This window comes from uncultured Psychrobacillus sp., from assembly GCF_938022135.1.
Lineage (GTDB): Bacteria > Bacillota > Bacilli > Bacillales_A > Planococcaceae > Psychrobacillus.
The window spans coordinates 1-21,612 of the sequence record NZ_CALIED010000038.1 but is presented as its reverse complement, the minus strand read 5'-3'; the positions used below and the strand labels follow the sequence as shown (position 1 = coordinate 21,612).

Sequence of the window (21,612 nt, the reverse complement as noted above, 5' to 3'; positions counted from 1 at the left end):
TACCAATACTAATAGCCGATAAAAACGAGGTGATTATATTTACGGGAAAGAAGGCAGCTTATGAGTATCGGAAAAAAGTTAAACATCGCATTTATCGTCATTATAGTTTTATTATTAATCTCTACTGTAACAGCTATGCTTACATCTGCTAATGTAGAATCTAAGGTGGATGAGGCTCTTGATTATAGAGTCACCCAATTACGAGGAATTGACGAGATTCGTTTTGGTATTGGAATGCAGGGGCAATATTCTCAAGAATTGTTAATCGATAATTCTCCGGAAACGAAGGAGCAGCTTGAATACTATATCCAATATGTTGATGAGCAAATTGCTCAAATCGCTTCTCTTGCCCAAGCTAAAACAATGAAGGGTTATGTCGAAGAGATTAACGTATATAAAAATGAATTCAATGAAGCATCAGAGATATATTTAGAATATGCAAAAACCGGTGTTATGAGCTCTGGATCAAGAATTTTAAAGGACCGAATTACTCCTGCTAACGATGGTATATTAGAAGTTGCACAAAAAATGCTTGATTATCAGGATAAAGAACTGAAAAAAATCTCTCAAGAAACAGATCGTGCCATGACTCTATCCAACATTGTAGCTATTGTTATGTTAGTATTTGTTTTGCTAAATGGAGCTCTCCTTATGTGGTTCACTCGTAAGCAAATCTCTAATCCGTTAATAAAAATGGTAGACGCAGCCGAAATAATTGCTACTGGAGATTTATCGGCGGAAGACCTGAACTACTCTTCCAATGATGAAATTGGAAAACTAGCTACAGCTACTAATCAAATGAAAAATAATCTTCAAGCGTTACTTAAACGAATCCATGAAAATTCGGAGCATCTAAGTGCTGCTGCTGAAGAGCTATCCGCAAGCACCGAAGAGGTAACCGCTTCTACAAATGAAATGGCTCACCGAGCTAATGACACTTTAGAAGCCTCATCTTCCGCTGCCCAGTCGGCCAATGATAGTTCTCGAGCTATGGAAGAGACTGCAACGGGAGTTCAACGAATTGCCGAATCAACACAGCACTTATACGACAACTCGAACCAAACTTATCAAACAGCACTGGCTGGAGGTAAAATTATTCAACAGGCAAGTGAACAGATGAATACAATTAATCATTCCTCTGAGATGATGAATAATTTAGTCCAAAAACTAAGTAAACAAACTTTAGAAATCGAAAATATAACGAATGTGATTACGAATATTACAGAACAGACTAACCTATTAGCGCTTAATGCGGCAATTGAAGCCGCACGTGCTGGCGAACATGGGAAAGGATTTGCAGTTGTTGCAGACGAGGTTCGTAAGCTTGCTGAGGAATCTAGACAATCTGCCAATCAAATTGTCGATTTAATCAAGGATATCAAACTAGATACAGGCAATGTTGAAAAAGCAGCTGAGGAATCACTAGATTCTGTAACAGTTGGAGTGAAAATCATTGGTGAAGCAGGACATGCTTTCCAGGAAATTGTCACTGCAGTAGAACAGATGAATGTCCAAATCGAAGAGATTTCAGCTACTTCTGAAGAGATTTCTGCATCTGCTGAACAAGTTTCTGCTTCTGCCATGGAAATCGCTAACGGGGCTACAAATGCTTCCTCCAATGTTGAAGGTATTGCTGCCGCTATTGAGGAACAGACTGCTACCATGGAACAGGTCAGCGGTGTAGCAGTTGAACTTTCACAAAATGCACAGGACTTACAAGAGGAAATAAATAAATTTAAGCTAGCATAAAATGCTGCCGGGCATATGAGTCCGGCAGCATTTTTAATTTAAATGGCTATGCTTAATATTTCATTTCCCACAGCATTTTTTATATTTTTTTCCACTACCACAAGGACAGGGATCATTTCTACCGACCTTTTCGCTTACTGCTGGCTGAGGTGCTTGTGCTTGTTGCTCTTGTTCGAATTCTATTGCGTTTTGTTCGGCAATTTGCTTCCACTCTTCCATAGATGGATGGGAACGTCCCATTACTGTATAGAACGCATAAAGCGTCTGTTCAAGATCAATTAATCCACCATGATAGCCGTTATGGAGATAATCCTCTATCAACGGGAAGGCTTGCTCTGTTAATTGGGCTGTCAGGGATTCGATAACCGTCTCTTTACCACTTTCATCTAATTTGTCGTAGCTCTTTACCAGCACTTCTATTGCCTTTTCAGTTTTTGTTTCTTTTAAAATACTAGCAGCATAAATACACGTCTCATTCTTCATCGCATATGGAGCAACTGCTTCTACTACGTCATCCGTCTGAAAGCTACTTAACGCAACTGCCAATTCTTCTAATAGAATTTCTTCTTCTCTACCTAGTAGGGATACAAGTGTAGGTATATATTCGTTTAACTGTAGTAGGCCAACCGCTCTTACTGCTAAAATACCAAACACCGAGAAAAACTTTTCCCCTAGTTCTTGCTGAAGGGTCTTCTCTACTTCCTGCTTCCCATAGCTGCCTATATCAATCAGTCGCCCAAGCAGCTTTTTCGACTTCTGAAATTCAAGTGCATTAAAGCCATCGCGGTTAACGTCACCCACAACGTCCTCATACGTTTTCCAAAGTGTATCCTCGCTTGCCTCCAACAGTAGCTTATTGAAATCAGTATACTCTGTTCCTATATAGGGAGTAAGCTGTTCGGCTTTGTCTACAAGAACCCGTGAAGGAAGGTTCATGACATATTGAAGGACTAGATGTCTTTTCGATTTTTTTACCTTTTGGAGGAGCTTCATCAGAATCGGGAACGTTTCTTCTGTAACGTTATTTTCTTGTCCCCAGACTAGAATAGTATCTCTTTCTTGTTCATCAGCATGTAGTGCATTCGTCAGTTGTTCATTTACCACCTTGCTAGGTGTAAATGGAAATTGATTTAGTACATACGATGCAAATTCTCTGACCAATCTCTCTTCATGATTGATAAGGGGGGTTACTTTGTTTAAGAATGATTGACTCATTAGAATTCCTCCTTTGATACTATCAATATACTTCCTTTTAGTAGTTAAATGCAACTGACCTATCAATTCCTACAGGTTGGCCAAACTAAAATACCTCTTACCGAAATACGCTCGAATACCACCTCATCTCATCATACAATTAGTTTATAAGAAAAACGGGAGTGATATTTGTGCATATCATTGAAGTTAGAAATTTAAAAAAATCGTACGGGGAGAAGGAGGTTTTAAAAGGAATAGATTTTCAAGCGTCACCTGGAGAAGTCATAGGGGTGATAGGAAAAAATGGAGCAGGTAAATCTACTTTTTTAGAAATTCTTATGACCATCAAACAATTTGATACAGGAATTGTCTATGTGTTGGAAGAAGACATTCGATTAGCCTCCATGAGCCGTTTAGAAGAACTTAGAAAACAAATTGCTGTCGTTCTTCAGCCAACCCAATTTTATCGAACATTAAAGGTGGAGGAATTATTAAAATTGTTTAGGTCTTACTATAGGTCCTCCATTGCTTTAGAAAAAATTATACATGACTTCAAGTTAGATCCCCATCGCCACAAGTATTTCGATAAATTATCAGGTGGCTGGAAGCAGATTGTTAGCCTAGCGATTGCATTTTTGTGCGAGCCCAAGCTACTTATATTAGATGAGCCAACTACCGGATTAGATCCACATATGCGTAATTTGTTATGGTCTTATATTACTGAATACAATGAACGCACTGGGGGCACTGTCATCTTGACTACCCACAATATGGATGAGGTGGAGATATACTGTGACAAGGTTTTACTTATCAATAATGGAATAACTGAAGTTTTTTCAACTACTGACAGTATTTTAGCTTTAGGCTATCGTTCTGTACATGATTTTTATCTTCAAAAAGTTGATATTTAGGAGGCAATTCTAATGCTAGCTACACAATTAAAATATGATTTACTTATGTTTAGTAGAGAAGTCTTTTATATGTTTTTCACCATTATTATCCCACCCGTAACGTATATTTTTATGGGACAGTTATATGGGGAAATGACGTATGATCATGGTCTAAACTATGCTCAATCTTACACACCATCCTTTATATTACTCATCACATTTACGGTAATATTTTTTGCTTTTGGCTTTGATCAGGTTAACCACCGTATAACTGGTGTGGAAAAACGAATACGCTTGTCTCCTGTTCCCAAAAACATTTTACTCGCCTCAAGCATTTTACGAGCGATTATTATTACGACCTTAGGTTATCTTATGATACTTAGCATTGGATTAGTTATGTATGATTTATCCTTCGTCCTACTCGATATGTTTTCTTCCTATGCTTTTTTTATAGCTATGAACATTGTCTTACTAATCATGGCATCTGCTATTTATTCCTTATTTGATAATATAAACAGTGCTCTTGTATTTTCTATCGTTATTATGCAAATCGTTATTTTTACCGGCGGCTTCGCACAGCCAATTAACCTAATGCCAAACTTTATACAAGTATCAGCAAAGCTTAACCCACTCTATCATATGAATAACATGTTTATAGATGTATGGAACGGCCAGCTCTCTCTAACTATTGAAACAATTCTCGCTGGAAGCTATATTGGAGTACTTCTATTTGTATCGGTTCTTATTATTCGCTTCATGCACAAGCGGAAAATCTAAAGACAATTATTATCAGAACCTTTACACTATTAAAGAAGAGAGGTGTCAAAGATGAAAGTATCGTTAAATATTGATAGTGATTTTAAAGAGACGTTGGTTAAAATTGAAACACCTACGCTAGATGGACCAGTCCAGGACTTACTGGAATTTATAAAAGGCAGTGAAATAGAATTTTTAGTTGGAAAAATCGATGAAATGCAACACATCTTAAAGCCCGCGGATATTCATTATTTTCATACAGATCAGGAAGCAGTCTATGCAGTAACCGCAACCGGCTCATACAAATTAAAGGAAAAGCTATATGAGCTAGAGGAAATGCTGCCATCAAGCAAATTTATACGTTTATCAAAATCTGTTATAGCAAACCTCTATGAGCTTAATCGATTTGAAGCTTCTTTCAATGGAACGCTATGTGTGTATTTTAAATCCGGAGCAAAGGAATATGTGTCTAGGACATACGTCGCTCACATTAAGGACGCACTGAAAATGAATAGGAGGAAAAAATAAATGAAAACATTTTTGTTTAGAAGTATGATTGGGATTTTCTTTGGAGCATTCATATCAGTAGTTTTTACAAGTGGGGTAGTACTCTTTAGCGACAGAGAAACGTTAAACGGGGCTTTGTTTCTAAAAAATTCTTTAGGCTCTATATTTTGTGGTTGGTTATTTACAGTAACCCCACTCTACTTTGAAAATAAGCGTTTTACTATGATGCAGGCTACCGGTTTCCATTTTCTTACCGTCTTCGTAGCATACTTTATCTTAGCTTTCTTTATTGGCTGGATACCATTTACTTTGTTAAGCTTTGGAATTGGCCTGGCAATTTTCATTGTTGTTTATATTTTACATTGGCTGGCATTCTACTACTATTTCCGTCTACAAGCCAAAAAACTGAACGAAAATTTAAATTCTATCTCGGAATAGCAAGGAGCTGCTTCGGGTAAGAGCAGCTCTTTGTTATTCAATTATTGGGACGTAACCAGTTTTCTCAACCAGCTCCTGACCCTGAGGAGATAGAATCCATTCTATAAACTCATCAACATGAGGATTATCCGTATTAGTTGTCACTAAATAAAATTCAGATGCAATCGGATACTGGTTGTTACGAATATTTTCTATTGTAGGTGCAATTCCGTTAATATTTAATAATTTAATCTGATCGTTCTTAACCATTTCGTTCGAATAGAATCGGAATGTGTACCCGATTGCGTTTTTATAATTCTTGTATTGAGCTACTTCTTCAATAATTCCCCCCATCCCACTAACAATATCTTCAGTCGGTGCTTCCATTAAAGGAATTTCTCCCATTAGATTTTCTAAAGCCGTTTGACTCCCACTGCCTTCGGGACGCTGGAATGCTCGTATAGAATCGTCGCTTCCCCCGACATCCTGCCAATTATTAATGCTCCCTGAGTAAATATCCTGGATTTGTTGAAGGCTTAGCTCGTCCACTTCATTTTTTTGATGAACAAAGAACACGAATGCTTCTCTTCCAATCGGTGTAAGTTTAAGCTCCATACCATTACGCTTTGCATGGTTGATTTGCCCCTTAGAGGGGCCTGCAACAAAGATCATATCCACTTTTCCTTGGATTAAGTTATTGTATGCATCGGGAGTCGTATTTACCATGACTTCACTGGAGTATGGCTCATATGTTTTTTCGGGATAAACAGCTTGAGCAAAAGAAGCATACAAAGGGTACAAAGCCGTTGCTCCGTCCAACCTTGGTAAGTCCTCTGTAATTTTAAAAGTTGACTCCTCCTCTAGAGTTGCAATTTTTAAAGGCTCCATGAATGGTTGATAGTCCCAAACATTTAATTCTGCATCTACTGTAGGAATGCTATTTTCATATATTTTTTTAACTGGAGAAATTGCACTAATTGCTAAGGTAATTCCCATTATCCCTAAAAACCAGAGCTTTCTTTTTTTAGTAGTGAAAAAAATAAACAAATGGAAGAGGTAAAATAAATACAGTACAATCACTCCATTAATCAACAGTGAAATGTAGTGCATATTACCAGTTAAAGCAAGTAAAAAAAATAGGATTGAGGTTATGAAAATTGCACATATTAGGCCGAATACTCCGTATAGTATTTTTTCGCTTAAGGATTTTTGTTTTCTTTCATTCACTTCTATCATCTCCTAAACCTTTGATGTCGTTAACATTGGCTCATACATCATGATTGCATGATTTTGTGTAATGAACTCATCATCGATTAACTCTCTCTCCATGCTAAAGACCCTTCTATAAATGCTATTGTGTCTAACGTAGCCACCCCAATATTCCAAAGAAATCAAATGATCCTTCTCATACACCTCGTATGTTCTAGTAGAAGGATTATCTGCTCTCCATTCCCCTACTAGATGGGTATCGGTTAGATACAGTACTAGTTGATAAGGCTGCTTTGTATCATTTTTGATTTGCAAATCCAGGTAGTTATATGCACATGTAGCTCCACTTCCAAAAGGTTGACTTCGGTTAGCATCCGGGAATACATCATAGCTATGTCGATACCTTTCCGTCACCTGAAGTGGTGTATGTAACGTAATCCAGTAAATAAGGTTTGATAGCTGGCAAAGCCCTCCACCTACTCCAACAGTAACTTTTCCATAGTGTAAAATCATTCCTTCAACGTATCCCTTTCTCTTACTCGTATTTCCAATTAATCGCCAATAAGAGAATGTTTCACCTGGTTGGACGATGACACCATTTAATTGCTTAATAGCTATTTTAAGATTAGTAATTTTATTGTGCTGCAGCCACATGTCTACGTCTTTTAATTCACGTAGCAACTGGGTTTGATGAGTCGCAATGATTTCTGATTTTCTGGTTGATTGCTTTTTTAAAGCATACTTTTTCTTCCCAGCATACCAATCCATATAACGCTTCATACGGAAATACTTCTTCCCAAAGTAGATACGCATCCGACTTCTATTTCTCGGTTCAAGTGATTCCATTACCCACTTCCCCTCCCTATAAATGGTATACAATCAATAATAGACCAATTATTCAGAAATAAGAAGATATTTGGGGAACCTAACACTGCTCCTAGTTACGAGATAAAATATAAAAACCACTACCTATAATAGGTAGTGGCATACTTTTTAAGCATTTATAAATAATTCAAATACGTCCTTGAAGTCTTTTTTCATGTATTTGTCTTTTTGCTCTAGCATCCAGTTGGAGGAAAACTGGGTTATCGATTCGAACGAAGACAATGGAGTAATGTCTTTACTTTCCATCTTGCCTACTGACTGAGCAGCGTAGCCTAAGCTATTTTGAGCAATATCAAATTTCTTTTTGTTGTCTAGCATTTGAGTTGATATGGTATGGATTGCCTTATAAAGATCTTTGATTTCCGTAGCAAACTTTTTATGGATATCTATGCTTAATGGCACATTTCCAATCGTGAACTTAATCTCCATATCCAGATCGATAGTTCCTGCCGTTTCAAGCGCTACATCGGTGATTGGATAGTAAGCATAGTCATAGCGACGAAGCGTTCTTTTCTTACTTAAGGCATTCTCTCCGTCTACATGAATTAAAGCAAGGTTAGTAAAGCAATATTCATCTGCCTTTGTTTTGATAAGAAAATAAACTACTTCACCTGCTTCATGCATGACAAAATCATCAGACTCCGTTTTATCAAAATCTGCTTTAGAAACAACCACTCCAATGTCTGAAATACCCAATGCATCTGACGCCAACTTTTTAAACATATGATCGCTCTCCTTTACGTAACTTTATCCTATCGTACTCCTTTCTATTCACAAAGAAAAGTGGTAAAAATTATTATTTTTTGATAATATTAATTTCTACATGAGAGGAAAGGAATGTGATAAATGAAAAAGTTAGCAAAAGTACTTGCAATATCATTTCTTGTAGGGCTTACTCTTACAGGCTGTAAGGACGAAGAGACAAAAGATGATCAAGATAAAGTAAAGGACGGAGTAATCAATCAGTTAAAAAATGACTATTTATCATCTGTTGATGTAGATTATGCCTATGAATTTACTAAAAGCTTAGAAGAGTTTAAAACAAATGAAAAACTGGGATACCGAACAGCTGGTTCTGAGGCAGAACTCAAGACCGGAGAAAAAATTGGACAAGAAATGGAGAAAATCGGCCTTACAGAAGTAACGAAGGACGAGTTTACTTTAGATACTTGGACATTTGAAAAAGCCGATTTAACGTTTACGGATGAAAACGGTAAAGAGCATTTAGCGGTTCTTGGTGGCTACCAGGTTAATTTCAATACAAATGGCGTCAAGGAATACGACATTGTTTACGGTGGCAAGGCCACAGCTGAGGACTTAAATGGACTCGACATCGAAGGCAAGCTCGTTTTAATAGACATTAATCAGCGTGAGGAATGGTGGATCAACTACCCCGCATACCAAGCTCATGTAAAAGGTGCAGCAGGAGTTATAGCTGTACAGGAAGCTGGTTATGGAGAAGTCTCTCCAGATGCCTTAAATGCTCAAGATTTTTGTGGACCGGATGATGCTCCTGCGTTTTCCATGTCCCAAACGGATGGAAATAAGTTAAAAAAATTATTGGAAGCTAGTGAGACAGGCTCCATGAAAGTGAAATTTGATGCAAAATCTACTGTTAAAATGGATGGCAAATCCTATAACTATTATGGAAAAATAGTAGGAAAGGATCCGGAGTCCTATATTATTCTATCAGCCCATTATGATTCCTACTTCACAGGATTTCAGGATGACCATGCAGCAATAGGATTGATGATGGGAGTAGCCAAAGGTCTGATCGATAGCGGCTACCAGACAGAAAAAACGATTATCTTTAACGCACTTGCTGCTGAAGAGTGGGGAGTTTCAAACTCTCGCTATGACTGGTCCACTGGTGCATACAATCAAATATTTAACATTCACCCAGAATGGGCTGGAAAAGCATTTGCTAACATGAACTTTGAGCTCCCTGCATATGAGCACACGACCCAGGACGAGATTCGTGCTACATACGAATTGAACAATTACCTTACAGAATTCTCTAAAGATGTTCCAGCTGTAGAAGGTGTTTATAAAGATGGAATTTCTGTAATATCTCCATTGCGTACTTGGTCAGATGATTTTTCCTTTAATATTGCTGGGGTTCCAGCTTTACGTAATGATTTCCAAGATAGCGATTTTATGCGCTCTCATTACCATTCACAATTTGATACCGAAGAAACGTATAATGAGGACGCTTTTAAATTCCACTTGAATTTATATGGTCTTCTAACTATGCATTACGACAAAACAGCTGTGGTGCCTTTAGACTTTACCACTCGTCTGAATGCTATGAAGGAAACAATTGATGAAAATGCCTTTGAACAAGCAGAGGTATCTAAGGACGAGCTGATTGACGAAATTGACCATGTAATGGATACAGTAAAGGATGTAAACAAAAGAGTTGCAAAGATTAATGAGGATTACTTAAATGCCATAGCTAAAGACGACCAAGCTGCGGCTAAAAAGCTTTATAACGAAAGCCGTCAGCTTAATAGTGATTTATTAGCTGCATTCAAGCATGCTGAGGACAGCTTCACTCGCCTGACTTGGGAGGACGTTGTTATATTCCCTTACGAGGACGCACAAAACAATATAAATAATTTATCGCTTTCTATTGAAGCGTTAGAAGATGGAGATCTTGCTACACCTTTGGATGAATATTTATGGAACATCGATAACAACTGGTATGCCTATGATTTCGATCAAGAAGTATTTGATTACTTCACAGACTACGTGATAGATGCACCTGCTGAAAAGCTGATGTGGGGTGCTGGAAGAATTGTTGGTCATGAAGATCTGTACGAAGTCATCCATTCTCTTAAAGAAAAAAGCGACATAGAAAATGCTGACTTAACAGAAGAAATTGAATCACTCAAACAATCATTAACCAATCAAAAAGCTTTACTAAAAACAACTACCTCAGAGCAAGTTGCTGATTTAAGAGAACTAGGCAGACAGTTAGAAAATTTGAAGTAAAATGATAGAAAGAGGCATAAGACTATGGGGTAGTCTTATGCCTCTTTTGCATGAATCGGTCGGTTTTGCCGGATTATCGGTCGGTTCGCGCTCATAATCGGTCGGTTCTCCCAGATAATCGGTCGATTCGCGCTATTAATCGGTCGGTCCCCCTAATTATTGACCCACTGGCTTAATTTATCTTCCGAATTTCTGTTCCCTCAAGGAAAGCTACAATGTCCTCTACTGCTTCTGTAAAGTAGACGCGGTAATTATGTTCACTTACATATCCTAAATGAGGGGTTGCCAGGACGTTAGGTAGCGTACGATATGGATGTTTCTCTGGCATTGGCTCTTCCTCAAATACATCTAAGCCTGCTCCTGCAATTCTGTTTTCTTCTAGTGCTTTTATTAATGCCTCTTGGTCTACGATTGCTGCTCGTGATGTATTGATGAGATAGGCGCTACGCTTCATCTGCTCTAATTCCTGTCTGCCTATTATTCCTCTTGTTCTATCGCTCAACACAAGGTGGATTGACACAAAGTCACTAGTTGCTAAAAGTTCCTCCTTTGAATTTGCTAAACGAACTCCTAATTTATCTGTATCTTCCTTCGTAAGGTTTTGGCTCCATGCAATAACGTCCATCCCAAATGCTTGGGCTATCGTGGCCATACGTCCTCCGATTTTACCCAATCCAAGGAGTCCCAACGTTCTTCCATGTAAATCCGCTCCTACTGTACTTTGCCATGGACCGTTTTCTCTTAAAGCTCTATTCTCCAAAGTAATATTTCTAGCGAGATTTAAGAGTAGTGCCCAAGTAAGCTCAGTCGGTGGCTCCGAGGAGCTCGCGGTACCACAAACAGTTACTCCATACGTTGAAGCAGCAGCTAAATCAATCGAGGCATTCCTCATCCCTGAGGTGATTAAGAGTTTTAATTTAGGTAATTTTTCAAATAAAGAAGCCGTGAATGCAGTTCGTTCTCGCATAATCACAATAATTTCATACTCTTTGATTTCCTCTATTAGATCTTCTTCATTTTCGAAATGCTGTGAGAAGGAGTGTACCTCCACCTGCTCCTCAATAGTCGCCCAGTCTGCCATTTTTAAAGCGACCTGCTGATAGTCATCTAAAATTGCACATTGTAATTTCATCGTCATTTCCTCCTCACTTATTACTTCACATAATCCCAAATTATTTGCACAATCAATAATACAGTTACTACTCTTAGTAAAGGCTTAATATGCTCTGATTTTAATTTCCGGGCTAGCCTTACACCTAGCTGCGCTCCAATAATTGCACCAATCATTAAAGCAATGGTCACTGGCCACATGATCTTCCCCGTGGATATATACGTAATAGAAGCTCCAAAGCAGCTTGCGAATACCCCGATTCTAGCAAGGCCAACAGCCCTGATGTATGCAATTTTCTCGCTGGCATACAAGTAAAGGGCAAGGGTGCTGCTCCCTGGGCCAAACATTCCATCATAAATGCCTATACCTAATAAGGATGGTATTGTTTTTCTATTCAACTGAAAGGTCGATGTCCCATCAAAATTTCCTTTTCCCATAAATGAGTTGATGAAAGCAAAGCTTAATAACAGGATGGCTATGACCATGAGTGTCTCCCCACTTAGAAAGGATGCCGTAAGTCCCCCTAAAATCCCTCCACCTAAACAAAATACTAGAACAGACAACGCTTCTTTCGCTGACACTTCCTTTTTAGTAAAAATAACTAAAAAGCTAGATAGGGAGCTCACAGTATTTGAAACCTTGTTGGCACCAATAGCTGAATGAATCGGTAAGCCCATTAGCAGCATCATTGGAAGACTGATCAGTCCTCCCCCTCCAACTAGCGTACCAACCATATTTCCTGCAATCCCAATAATAAAAAATATTAGAAATTCCATTATTTTGCCTTCTTTCTAAACTTCTCTGTTAATTCAGCATACTCCTCCATTTATGATAAGTAAATTTGATAGAATCTATCGTTTCTCATTTGTAAAACTTATGGTAAAGAGCAGGAATCTGCATTTCATTCCTAGAAGTAGTAACTAGAGGAGGTTTTTATATGAAAAGACTCATACTTTTAACACTTCTATTAGTTGGTTGCTCAGAAGAAGCAGCTGAACCAGAAAAAGAAGCAGCAGATAAAATAGCAACCAATTTAGAAATCCCTTGGGCAATCAACCAACAGGACAGTATCTTTTATATATCAGAGAGAGTAGGTACAATAGCTGTCATTGATGGGTCTACCGTTACCCATGAGGAAGTCATTTTTTCGGATACCTTGTCCTCCGCGGCAGAAGCCGGACTTCTCGGCTTTGTATTAAAGTCTGACTTCAGTAAAACCAATGAGGCATTTGCCTATTATACGTATGACAAAGACGGGGAATCCTTTAATCGTGTAGTGACTCTAAAACGAGAGAATAATGAGTGGCAGGAAACTGAAATACACCTCGATGACATCAAGACCGGTAATATCCATCATGGTGGACGACTGGAGATAGGTCCTGATCATAAGCTATATGTAACTATTGGAGATGCAGGTGACCCTGAGCTTGCTCAGGACGATAATTCCTTGAACGGTAAAATTGTGCGAATGGAAGAGGATGGATCATTCCAAATTTTCTCCTCTGGTCACCGTAACCCACAGGGACTTGCCTGGCACGAGAACGGGACTCTTTTTGAGGCAGAGCATGGCCAGTCTGCTAATGATGAGGTCAATTTAATTGAGCAAGGAAAGAACTATGGCTATCCCATCATTGAAGGATCTGAAACTAAGAACGGCTATGTAACACCGCTTATCACTTCTGGCAGTAACGAGACATGGGCACCCTCTGGAATAACCTTTCACAAAGGAAAGCTATATGTCGCTTCCCTCCGCGGAGAAGCTGTAAAGGTCATGAATGTAGAAACTGGTAAGGTTGAACAATCCATCACTGGCTTCGGTAGAGTGCGTGATGTCTTCTCTAATGGGGAATCGTTGTACTTTGTCACTAATAATACAGATGGACGTGGTAATCCAAGCATGGAGGATGATATCTTATATAAATTAAACTAAATAAAGGAAGTAAAAAGTGAAATCGGATTTTCCGGTTTCACTTTTTGATGGGGGGTATATCCAGCCTCTTTCCTTTAAATCTTTCGCTTATATTTTAAGGAAATTGCTTGGTCCTCTGGGTTACTCTCATAGGACTGCTCCTCGTGTTGAAAGATAAAGCCACGCGACTCGTAAAAAGGAATTCCAAGCATATTGTTTTTCGCTACGGACACCCATTGCTCGTGTGCACCGTATTTTATTTTTTGAACATCTGACAAATAGTTTAAAAGCTTGGTCCCGATCCCTTTATTTCGTTTCTCTGGATCCAAGTAAAGAACGTATACTTCAGCAATTCCTTCTTCATCTACCCCACCGCCTATAGCTCCAACTATTTCATTGTTCAATAGAGCGACGAAGTATCCGTTCCAAAAACGATTGGTTTCTGCAATTTCTTTTTCAATTCTATCCACAGTATAAAACTTTTCAATTACACCTTCTATGTATTCCATGGAATATAAATTCTTGTATGTGTTCCATTGGGCTGCCACACATACATCCACGATCCCTTGTTCATCTCCAGGCATTGCTTTCCTTACTATTACCTGGTCAACCTTAAGACACAAAGCTAATTGGATTCCAGCACTTCCTAAATACCTGTGCCCCTCGTCGATAAACCCATTTTTTAAATAGACAGCCTGTGCAGCTTTATTAGCCTCATTTACACCGAGCACAACCTGCTTAATAGATGGAAAATGCTCCATTACAAACTGGGGTAAAAGCTGCATAGAAAACTTTGCTATTCCTCTCCCTTGGAAACTAGGATGAACGGAATAACCTCTAAGTAGGATACTTTCTTTCATATCCGTATAATTTAACTTATCGTCTCCAGTGTCCAATACAAAAAATCCAGCCACCTGTTCACCGTCTAAAATAACAACCGGTGTATAGGTAGGACACATTTCAACCTTTTTAAGCATTTCTATTGGGTGTCCTGTGAAACCTAATTGCTCTTTAGACAACGGATAATTTTCTAATGCCTCTTTATGCTTGGACTCATAAATGACCAATGAAATCATATTTCTCCCTCCTCTTTTAATTAGCATATCATAAAATTTCTGCTAGACTAGAGGTACTTAAGGAGAGTGATTTCAGTGAACATTGCCATCGTAGGAGGTGGTATTGGAGGACTTTGTGCAGCAGTTACTCTGCAAAAGCAAGGTCATGAGGTGCACGTGTTTGAGTCTGCTCCAGTTTTCCACCCAATTGGTGCTGGAATAGGAATTGGCTCCAATGCTATGCAAGCACTAATGGAGATTGGTGTTGGAGAGGAGATATTCCGCAATGGCTATATCCTAAACACACAAGTCTTTCAGGACATGCATGGAAAAGTGCTCAATACGATCGATTTCTCGGTTCTAAAAAAAATGTTTGGACAAGAGAATATCACCATCCATCGAGCAAATCTTCATCGAACCTTTCTCGAAAATCTAAAACCAAATACCATTGAATATAATAAAAGATGTATACGTGTTGAGCAAAATGAGCATAAGGTTACTGCTTTTTTCGAGGATGGGACAGTCTTTGAAGCTGAGCTACTTATAGCGGCAGACGGCATTAATTCTCCTATTCGCCAACAGCTCGTTCCTGAATCTAAACCAAGATATGCTGGGTATACTTGCTGGAGAGGGATAACTGAAAACAATGGTCGAGTAAAAGAATTTACATCCACAGAGCTTTGGTCCACAAAAGGGAGATTTGGTATGGCACCTATGAAAGATGGTTTCATTTATTGGTTTGCTTGTATTAACACTTCTCCAAAAAATCCTGACTTTCAATACTTAAAGCCTAAAGAAGTGTCATTTCTCTTTGAACATTTTCCACGGGTAGCATCAGATATTATTGCAAGTACTCCGGAGGAAAAATTGCTTCATCATGACATTTCAGATATCAAGCCACTCCGAAATTTTGTGTTCGATCGAGTTGTCCTATTAGGTGATGCAGCCCATGCGACTACGCCAAATATGGGTCAGGGTGCTGGACAAGCTATCGAAGATGCAATAGTCCTCGGCAATGGCTTTAAACAATTTGAAGATATAAGAAGCGTATTAGATTTTTACAATGAAAAACGAGTAGCACGTACCGGAAAGGTGATTCGTCTTTCCAGACAAATTGGAGCGATTGCCCAAATTTCTTTTAGCCCAATAGCTGCTGCTCGTGATTGGATCTTTCCCCTTCTCCCTTCAAAGTCTTTACTATGGCGTCTTAAGTTCTTATTTGATGTAAAACTATAAGAGCTGATGGAAGGGTGCCAGCATAGAAAAAGTGCCCGCATTAGCAGGCACTTTACTATTCTTTATCCCGTATTTTTTCTAAAATTTCAATGACACGCTCGTTTTGTCTTTCCATGTTTTTTAAACTCTTTTCAATTATATTAGAAGAGAAAAACACGATAAGTACTAATGCTATTCCTGCTATTAAATCCAAAACTATTTCCTCCCCTTAATAAATTTGCAATCCTAAAGCATCATCAATCTCTATATGCTTTGGAACCTTTAAGTGAATATAGGTCATACCTCTTACATTCTGATAGGAATAGGTTTCGCCACTGCTAGCTTTTGGTAGATTTACTAAACGGTTAGAAAACTCACTAAACTCCAGATTTATTCCTATTGGCTCCTTCACAGATAAATGGTTGCCAGCCCAATATAGCTCATGTAAGGGAATTATTTTATCTAAGAGAATACCTTCTATAATAAAGTTAGATCTATATTCTTTACCTTCTATCAATTGATTTTTAGCATCTGTCCATTCTACAACAAATCTAGTGGAATAAGAATCAGTGCCTTCATAGCCTATAGATAACGTATTTCCACTTAACTCATGAGACCACTCATCTATTAGAAATCTTTCAGTAAGATTATTCTCCTCGTAGTTTTTTAAAGCTTCTTCTAATTCAATATTTTCTACTTCTAGCACCTGAACTTCTTCCTCCGCCAACAGCTCTAAATGGTTATTAGGCATGAGCTCATAAACTAACATTGCTATAAATAGTATGACAATATAAGCGAAAACGATATATTTTTTAAGCTGCAAGGAACCATGTAAATTTTTTGTACCTTTCTTTATACCACCTATCAATACAAAGGATATTAATAATATTAGAACAATAGGGAGCAGGCCTACTATGAACGCTATCCATACACCACTCACGCTCTTACCTCCCATCTATTAGATACTGCAACTGAAATTAAAAAGAAAATTACTGATAAACCAAATATTTTAAGCATGAATACCCACAAGTTTCCCTCTACTATAAAGAAAAACTCTATAATATTAAGCCCTATAGAACTCATTACTATCCCAACGAGAACTATCGGAAAAATTAATATCAATGCCTTATGCTTTTGGACCAAGGATCCGATTAAATATCCAAAGGAAGTGAACATCCATATTAAGATAAATAGTAAAAGCAAAGTTTCTATGGTCTCCATAGGCTCATCCAGTATTCCCGGACCATCAATAAACTCCACGTTACTAAACAACACTTGATATAATCTCAACAAATACGTACATAAAAAAGTAGTAACCGCTGCAACGGCACTGACAATCATCAACACCACAATATTCGCGATGTTGCTACTTAGCCGTGTGGAAACAAACGTAAAATCATCATAACGGTACGCCTTCGTAGTGATTAAGTTCCCTACAAATACTGCCCATGCAGCTACAAAGAATAAGACACCATCAAGTGTGTATGTGTTGATAGTAATTTCTGTACCAATACTGCTTGTTCCTATCATTCCAGTGTTACTAGTAAGAAGTAAACCTAATAGTTGTATAAATATAAGCGAGAGAACAGCCCCTATATATGCCTGTAGTTTGAATTTCACCTGTGTCCTTATCACACTTGCTAAACTGACATTACTTAAAAACATCATCAATCCCCTCCTTTGTTTCACTCGTCACATACATACACACATCGCTCGCCGATAAAGCCTCAAGCATAGCACCCTCTGTACGAGCCTTCTCTATAGAAGAATTGTATTTTACAACAACATATTTTCTTTGATGATCTAACTGCTTGGAGAAATAAACCTCTTCCCCTTGCGTCCATCTTTCAATGTCAGTTGCATTCCCCTGTAATCCCACGGCATACTCTCTTATTTCGTCAAGCGGTTGATGTAAGACCATCCTTCCTTGGTGAACCAAGAGGATATCCTCCAACAAGTGCTCTATCTCTGCTAAATGATGACTAGAGATTAAAATAGAGCGTGGATGAGCTATATAATCCTTTAGCAATGCTCGGTAAAAGTCTGACCTTACTGCTTCATCCATCCCATTCATCGGTTCATCAAGCAGGGTTAGCTCACAGCGAGTAGAGAGCCCAAAAATTAGATTAAACGTAGCAGCTGTTCCTTTAGATAAGCTAGAGTGATTAAGCTTAGGATTTAATTTGAAATAATCCATTAGTCTTTTAGCAAGCTCTCCATCCCATTTTTTATAAAAGGCTGGAGCCATTTTCAAAATCCCTTCTAAATTCAGTGCGTCAGGAAAAGTCATTTGGTCATCCACTAAAATACTGTTCGCAGATACTAACAAATCATTATAGGGACTTCTATCGAAAACGCGCACTTCTCCAGAGCTATGGCTGGTAAAACCAGAAAGTATTTTCAGTAAGGTTGTTTTCCCAGCTCCATTGCGGCCAATAAGTCCTGTAATTTTCCGATCACTTAGCTCGAAGCTTATATCCTCCAAAGCATTCATTCGATGAAAAACTTTTTTGACATTTCGACATTCAACTACCTTCATTAGACTTCCTCCTCACATTTATGTATGAGTTGAATTAGCTCCTCTTTGGTTATTGACAATCTTTTAGCTTCCATCACTAAATCTGACACCATTTGTGTCAACGTCTGATCTCTCCGTTTAGCTAAAATCATTGCCTTGGCTTCTGTCGCTACGAACATTCCCAGTCCCCTTTTCTTATATAAAATCTCTTCTTCTACTAGTATTGTTAACCCCTTCGCCGCAGTCGCTGGATTAATATTAAACAGCTCTGCAAGCTGGTATTGGGAGTAAATTTTCTCATCATCTTTAAAATGCTCGGCTATAATTTCATTCTCTAACCATTCCGCAATTTGTACATAGATGGGCTTTGCACTATCCGAATTTAAAATCATTGCGGTAAGTCTCCTCTCAATCTAAAGTTAGTGCATTAGTGATGTAATGTAGTATATAACATAAAAATATAATTGTCTATACAATTTGGACAATAAAAAAAATCACACCCTTAGGATGTGATCAAGAACTCAAAGAATTTATTGCCGATAAAGAACTTGATAAGAATAATTATTACAAATGTAAAACCTATTAAAAGATAACCTACTATATTTTTTAAATTCATACGACTAATTTAGCTCTATATCAAAATTTAAGTTAATCGGTTCTGCAGGCATATTATCCGGAGCTTTTAAATTGGTTGTTGGAGTTTTCTCATCTACTTCTTCAAAAGTAAACTCATCCATCCATACCATTCCGGAGCCTTGTAGTAAAACACCGAAATATATCGCTCCTGCATGCTCGGGTACATCTAAGACGACACTATAATAGTTCCACCCAGTTGTACCAGTAATAGGACGATTACTCATATTATCAAACTGAAGGGTATCGCCATCCTTGGCGTCAATGCGCATCCAAAGACCTGCAAATCCTTGTATATCCTCAGTTTTAATAAAACAAGAGAGCTTTAATCGTTTCCCACAATATTTACTAGCATGGAACTGTTGCATAACTGTCCCAAACTGTTCTTCTCCTACTGCCTTAATGGAACGCAAATAACCGGAAGCATTTCCCTTGTGCACCACTTGAAAATCTCTACCCATCTCAAAGTTTTGTGGGGTTGCCCCACTTAAAAACCAACCATTCATAACCTCTACCTCCTCTGGTTTTTCTAGTAAGGTTCGCATGAGTGTTCGATACTTCCCTGGTGGCAAACCATGCACCTTACGAAAAGCTCTCGTAAAAGCTTCCTGGGACTCAAATTGATAAGTTAAGGCCAAGTCCAAAATTCGTTCATCTGTATAAATTAGTCTTTGAGCTGCCAAGGTAAGTCTCCTATTACGAACATATTCGTGTAACGACATTCCAACCTTTTGTTGAAATAACCGATGGAAATGATAAAAAGAATAGCCAGTGACTTGTACCACTTCTTCATGTCGAACTGGCTCCTCCATTTTCTGTTCCAACCAGTTGATCGTCTGATGAATGATCTTCATTCGCTCATGCACCTCCTATTAACTACAGTTTATATGGTATAGGCTTGAATATTTTGATATTTTTTGCGGAAGTTGAGTGGGGGTTGTCTTACCGACCGATTATTTGGGAGAACCGACCGATTTTTCACTGGAACCGACCGATTATTTGGAAAAACCGACCGATTTTTTACTCGAACCGACCGATTATTCCATTAAACCAACCGATTATCTCTTTTTCTATAAAAGGTTCTCTTATTCGATCCACATTCCTTTAAATCCATCGACTTTATAATTCGTAAAGTTGCTTGCTGCGAGTTTAACTGTAAAAATTCTCTACATTCTTTATTATTCAAGCTGTCTTTTACTAGAACAAACCATTCATTTATTGCTTTTTCGTGTGCTTTACGATTTACTTGTCCACACGCCTCACAATACCAACCAGCTTTAATTTTCTTCATTCCGAACAAAGAACACAGAGGACACTGAACACCTTTAATCAAATCTTTCGGATCTATTCCCCAGGTTCCACACATAGGGTAAGGACAATAATCCTCATGATTGTTCTTTAAACTATTAGTCACCTGCTGAAACTGTTCTAGCGATAGGTAAGCCTTCTCTCTCGAGAGCCCCCATATAAAGTTGGGGATAGTAGTAGGATACATAATAGGAGAGGTGACTGGAGATTTATGAACTCTTGACTTTGTAGATCCTAATATTATTGCTCCTATAACTGGAATATCTAAACCTTTCGTTTTTAACCATTTTTGAAGCAAATTAATATTTCGTTCTAATTGAACCTCTGGGCTCTCATATATATCTACCTGACCACTTTCTAACTCTCTTCTTAAACAGAATGGATCTCTTTCAAAACTCAAGGTTCCAACAATATTTTTAGACTCTAAGATTAGTATATAATGTCGAGTAATGAATAAGGCATCAATTTGAAATTTACCATTAGAACTCAGATTTAAGTCTAACAAAACTGCATAGTCAAAAGGAAAACTATATTTACGGAAAATGGCTTCTACATTTTTCTCTCCTATAATACCTGCTTTCGCAGATAATATTTTGGAGTGAATACGTTCTTTTAGTGCATGATTATTACCTAAGCGTTCATATAGTGCTTGTAAGCCAATATAATTATAATTAATAGCCTGCTCTTTTAAAATCAAATCTTCCCTCCTTTTTGCATAATATAACATAATTTTAGAAAATGTAAATTTTACACATTTAATAACTTTTTTATTTTGCCTCCAATTATCAGCTCTTTTTTCTATTTTCCTCGTTATTACACTTTGAAAATTTTATTTTGATTGTTTCTGTCGTATATAGTTTCTATTTCCCGGGAAATGTCAATTTAGAGGAGGAACTTAAAGGTTTTATTCGACATAAATTATAAATTGCAACGGGATTCTCAGTTGTATGCTTCGATGAAGAGATTATCTTTCGCTTTGGTAATAATAAAAGTAAAAAAAGCCGCCACCGATTACTGGGTGACGACTTCCTTTAGTTGCCCAAAGACTTCCTACTCTTGCAAGGGCGACCCTCCAACTACCATCAGCGGCTGCGAAACCCGATGGGCGGCAGATTTCTTCGTCAGCCTCGGTCGTTCGGTTCCTCGAACTCTTTACCCCTCCGGCTTCTCGCACACTTCCTTAGGGAGAGAGATTGACCTTCGGCTCTTTCCTGTAAAAGACAAAACAAAAAAGCCGCCACCGATTACTCGGTGACGACTTC

Annotated in this window: 22 protein-coding genes; 8 read left to right on the top strand and 14 right to left on the bottom strand. The window is 38.1% G+C overall.

Going from position 1 to position 21,612, the window contains the following annotated elements:
• The first annotated feature begins 60 nt into the window (after window positions 1–60).
• A complete protein-coding gene (locus Q0371_RS08315) occupies window positions 61–1,749 on the top strand; it encodes a methyl-accepting chemotaxis protein (protein ID WP_298470236.1) in 1,689 nt (562 codons plus the stop codon).
• A gap of 60 nt (window positions 1,750–1,809) precedes the next feature.
• Here the strand turns inward: Q0371_RS08315 and Q0371_RS08310 are convergent, their stop codons facing one another.
• On the bottom strand, window positions 1,810–2,964 hold the full coding sequence (locus Q0371_RS08310) for an SEC-C metal-binding domain-containing protein (protein ID WP_251557077.1): 1,155 nt from the start codon (window positions 2,962–2,964) through the stop codon (window positions 1,810–1,812).
• A 170-nt stretch (window positions 2,965–3,134) separates the two neighbouring features.
• Here Q0371_RS08310 and Q0371_RS08305 point away from each other — a divergent pair, with 170 nt between their 5' ends.
• Genes Q0371_RS08305 through Q0371_RS08290 form a run of 4 tightly spaced genes read left to right on the top strand, consistent with a single transcriptional unit; the run spans window position 3,135 to window position 5,534 of the window.
• Entirely contained in the window at window positions 3,135–3,854 is a 720-nt protein-coding gene (locus Q0371_RS08305; protein ID WP_251557079.1) for an ABC transporter ATP-binding protein, read from the top strand.
• A gap of 12 nt (window positions 3,855–3,866) precedes the next feature.
• Window positions 3,867–4,610 (top strand): ABC transporter permease, encoded by a 744-nt coding sequence (locus Q0371_RS08300; RefSeq protein ID WP_298470234.1) that lies wholly within the window; start codon window positions 3,867–3,869, stop codon window positions 4,608–4,610.
• A 51-nt stretch (window positions 4,611–4,661) separates the two neighbouring features.
• On the top strand, window positions 4,662–5,117 hold the full coding sequence (locus Q0371_RS08295) for a LytTR family DNA-binding domain-containing protein (RefSeq protein WP_251557081.1): 456 nt from the start codon (window positions 4,662–4,664) through the stop codon (window positions 5,115–5,117).
• The gene (locus Q0371_RS08290; protein WP_251557082.1) at window positions 5,118–5,534 is read left to right on the top strand and encodes a DUF3021 domain-containing protein; all 417 of its coding nucleotides are present in this window, start codon (window positions 5,118–5,120) and stop codon (window positions 5,532–5,534) included.
• Between the two features lie 33 nt (window positions 5,535–5,567).
• Here the strand turns inward: Q0371_RS08290 and Q0371_RS08285 are convergent, their stop codons facing one another.
• The 3 genes from Q0371_RS08285 to Q0371_RS08275 all read right to left on the bottom strand — a co-directional run bounded on the left by Q0371_RS08285 (window position 5,568) and on the right by Q0371_RS08275 (window position 8,330).
• Window positions 5,568–6,740 (bottom strand): substrate-binding domain-containing protein, encoded by a 1,173-nt coding sequence (locus Q0371_RS08285; protein ID WP_298470230.1) that lies wholly within the window; start codon window positions 6,738–6,740, stop codon window positions 5,568–5,570.
• Window positions 6,741–6,752: 12 nt separating this feature from the next.
• The gene (locus Q0371_RS08280; protein WP_298470229.1) at window positions 6,753–7,568 is read right to left on the bottom strand and encodes a VanW family protein; all 816 of its coding nucleotides are present in this window, start codon (window positions 7,566–7,568) and stop codon (window positions 6,753–6,755) included.
• Between the two features lie 147 nt (window positions 7,569–7,715).
• Window positions 7,716–8,330: a PH domain-containing protein gene (locus Q0371_RS08275; RefSeq protein ID WP_169361130.1), complete on the bottom strand. Its 615-nt coding sequence runs from the start codon at window positions 8,328–8,330 to the stop codon at window positions 7,716–7,718.
• A gap of 123 nt (window positions 8,331–8,453) precedes the next feature.
• Between Q0371_RS08275 and Q0371_RS08270 the strand changes: the two genes are divergently transcribed.
• Window positions 8,454–10,601, top strand: a complete 2,148-nt coding sequence (locus Q0371_RS08270) for a M28 family peptidase (RefSeq protein ID WP_298470227.1) — start codon at window positions 8,454–8,456, stop codon at window positions 10,599–10,601.
• Between the two features lie 172 nt (window positions 10,602–10,773).
• Here Q0371_RS08270 and Q0371_RS08265 read toward each other — a convergent pair whose 3' ends face one another.
• Both Q0371_RS08265 and Q0371_RS08260 read right to left on the bottom strand, forming a co-directional pair.
• Window positions 10,774–11,733 (bottom strand): D-2-hydroxyacid dehydrogenase family protein, encoded by a 960-nt coding sequence (locus Q0371_RS08265; RefSeq protein ID WP_298470225.1) that lies wholly within the window; start codon window positions 11,731–11,733, stop codon window positions 10,774–10,776.
• 20 nt (window positions 11,734–11,753) lie between these two features.
• Window positions 11,754–12,488, bottom strand: coding sequence for a sulfite exporter TauE/SafE family protein (locus Q0371_RS08260; protein ID WP_251557087.1), 735 nt, complete (start codon window positions 12,486–12,488; stop codon window positions 11,754–11,756).
• Between the two features lie 161 nt (window positions 12,489–12,649).
• On the opposite strand from Q0371_RS08260, the gene Q0371_RS08255 reads away from it, so the two are divergent.
• Window positions 12,650–13,642: a PQQ-dependent sugar dehydrogenase gene (locus Q0371_RS08255; RefSeq protein ID WP_298470222.1), complete on the top strand. Its 993-nt coding sequence runs from the start codon at window positions 12,650–12,652 to the stop codon at window positions 13,640–13,642.
• Window positions 13,643–13,716: 74 nt separating this feature from the next.
• Here Q0371_RS08255 and Q0371_RS08250 read toward each other — a convergent pair whose 3' ends face one another.
• Entirely contained in the window at window positions 13,717–14,697 is a 981-nt protein-coding gene (locus Q0371_RS08250) for a GNAT family N-acetyltransferase (RefSeq protein WP_298470220.1), read from the bottom strand.
• A gap of 75 nt (window positions 14,698–14,772) precedes the next feature.
• Between Q0371_RS08250 and Q0371_RS08245 the strand changes: the two genes are divergently transcribed.
• Entirely contained in the window at window positions 14,773–15,912 is a 1,140-nt protein-coding gene (locus Q0371_RS08245; protein ID WP_298470217.1) for an FAD-dependent monooxygenase, read from the top strand.
• A 55-nt stretch (window positions 15,913–15,967) separates the two neighbouring features.
• On the opposite strand, the gene Q0371_RS08240 is transcribed toward Q0371_RS08245, so the two are convergent.
• From Q0371_RS08240 to Q0371_RS08210, 7 genes are all read right to left on the bottom strand, one after another.
• Window positions 15,968–16,105 carry a hypothetical protein gene (locus tag Q0371_RS08240; protein ID WP_298470215.1) on the bottom strand — a complete coding sequence of 46 codons (138 nt, stop codon included), beginning with the start codon at window positions 16,103–16,105 and terminating at the stop codon, window positions 15,968–15,970.
• Window positions 16,106–16,120: 15 nt separating this feature from the next.
• Entirely contained in the window at window positions 16,121–16,831 is a 711-nt protein-coding gene (locus tag Q0371_RS08235) for a hypothetical protein (protein ID WP_298470213.1), read from the bottom strand.
• Window positions 16,828–17,559 carry a hypothetical protein gene (locus tag Q0371_RS08230; protein ID WP_298470211.1) on the bottom strand — a complete coding sequence of 244 codons (732 nt, stop codon included), beginning with the start codon at window positions 17,557–17,559 and terminating at the stop codon, window positions 16,828–16,830. Before Q0371_RS08230 ends, Q0371_RS08235 begins: the two co-directional genes overlap by 4 nt.
• Complete coding sequence (locus Q0371_RS08225) at window positions 17,543–18,430, bottom strand: ABC transporter ATP-binding protein (RefSeq protein WP_298470209.1); 888 nt, start codon at window positions 18,428–18,430, stop codon at window positions 17,543–17,545. Before Q0371_RS08225 ends, Q0371_RS08230 begins: the two co-directional genes overlap by 17 nt.
• Window positions 18,430–18,801, bottom strand: a complete 372-nt coding sequence (locus Q0371_RS08220; RefSeq protein WP_169361120.1) for a GntR family transcriptional regulator — start codon at window positions 18,799–18,801, stop codon at window positions 18,430–18,432. Before Q0371_RS08220 ends, Q0371_RS08225 begins: the two co-directional genes overlap by 1 nt.
• Window positions 18,802–19,029: 228 nt before the next feature.
• Window positions 19,030–19,896, bottom strand: coding sequence for an AraC family transcriptional regulator (locus Q0371_RS08215; protein WP_298470207.1), 867 nt, complete (start codon window positions 19,894–19,896; stop codon window positions 19,030–19,032).
• Window positions 19,897–20,087: 191 nt separating this feature from the next.
• Entirely contained in the window at window positions 20,088–21,047 is a 960-nt protein-coding gene (locus tag Q0371_RS08210) for a nuclease-related domain-containing protein (protein ID WP_298470205.1), read from the bottom strand.
• Window positions 21,048–21,612 lie beyond the last annotated feature (565 nt).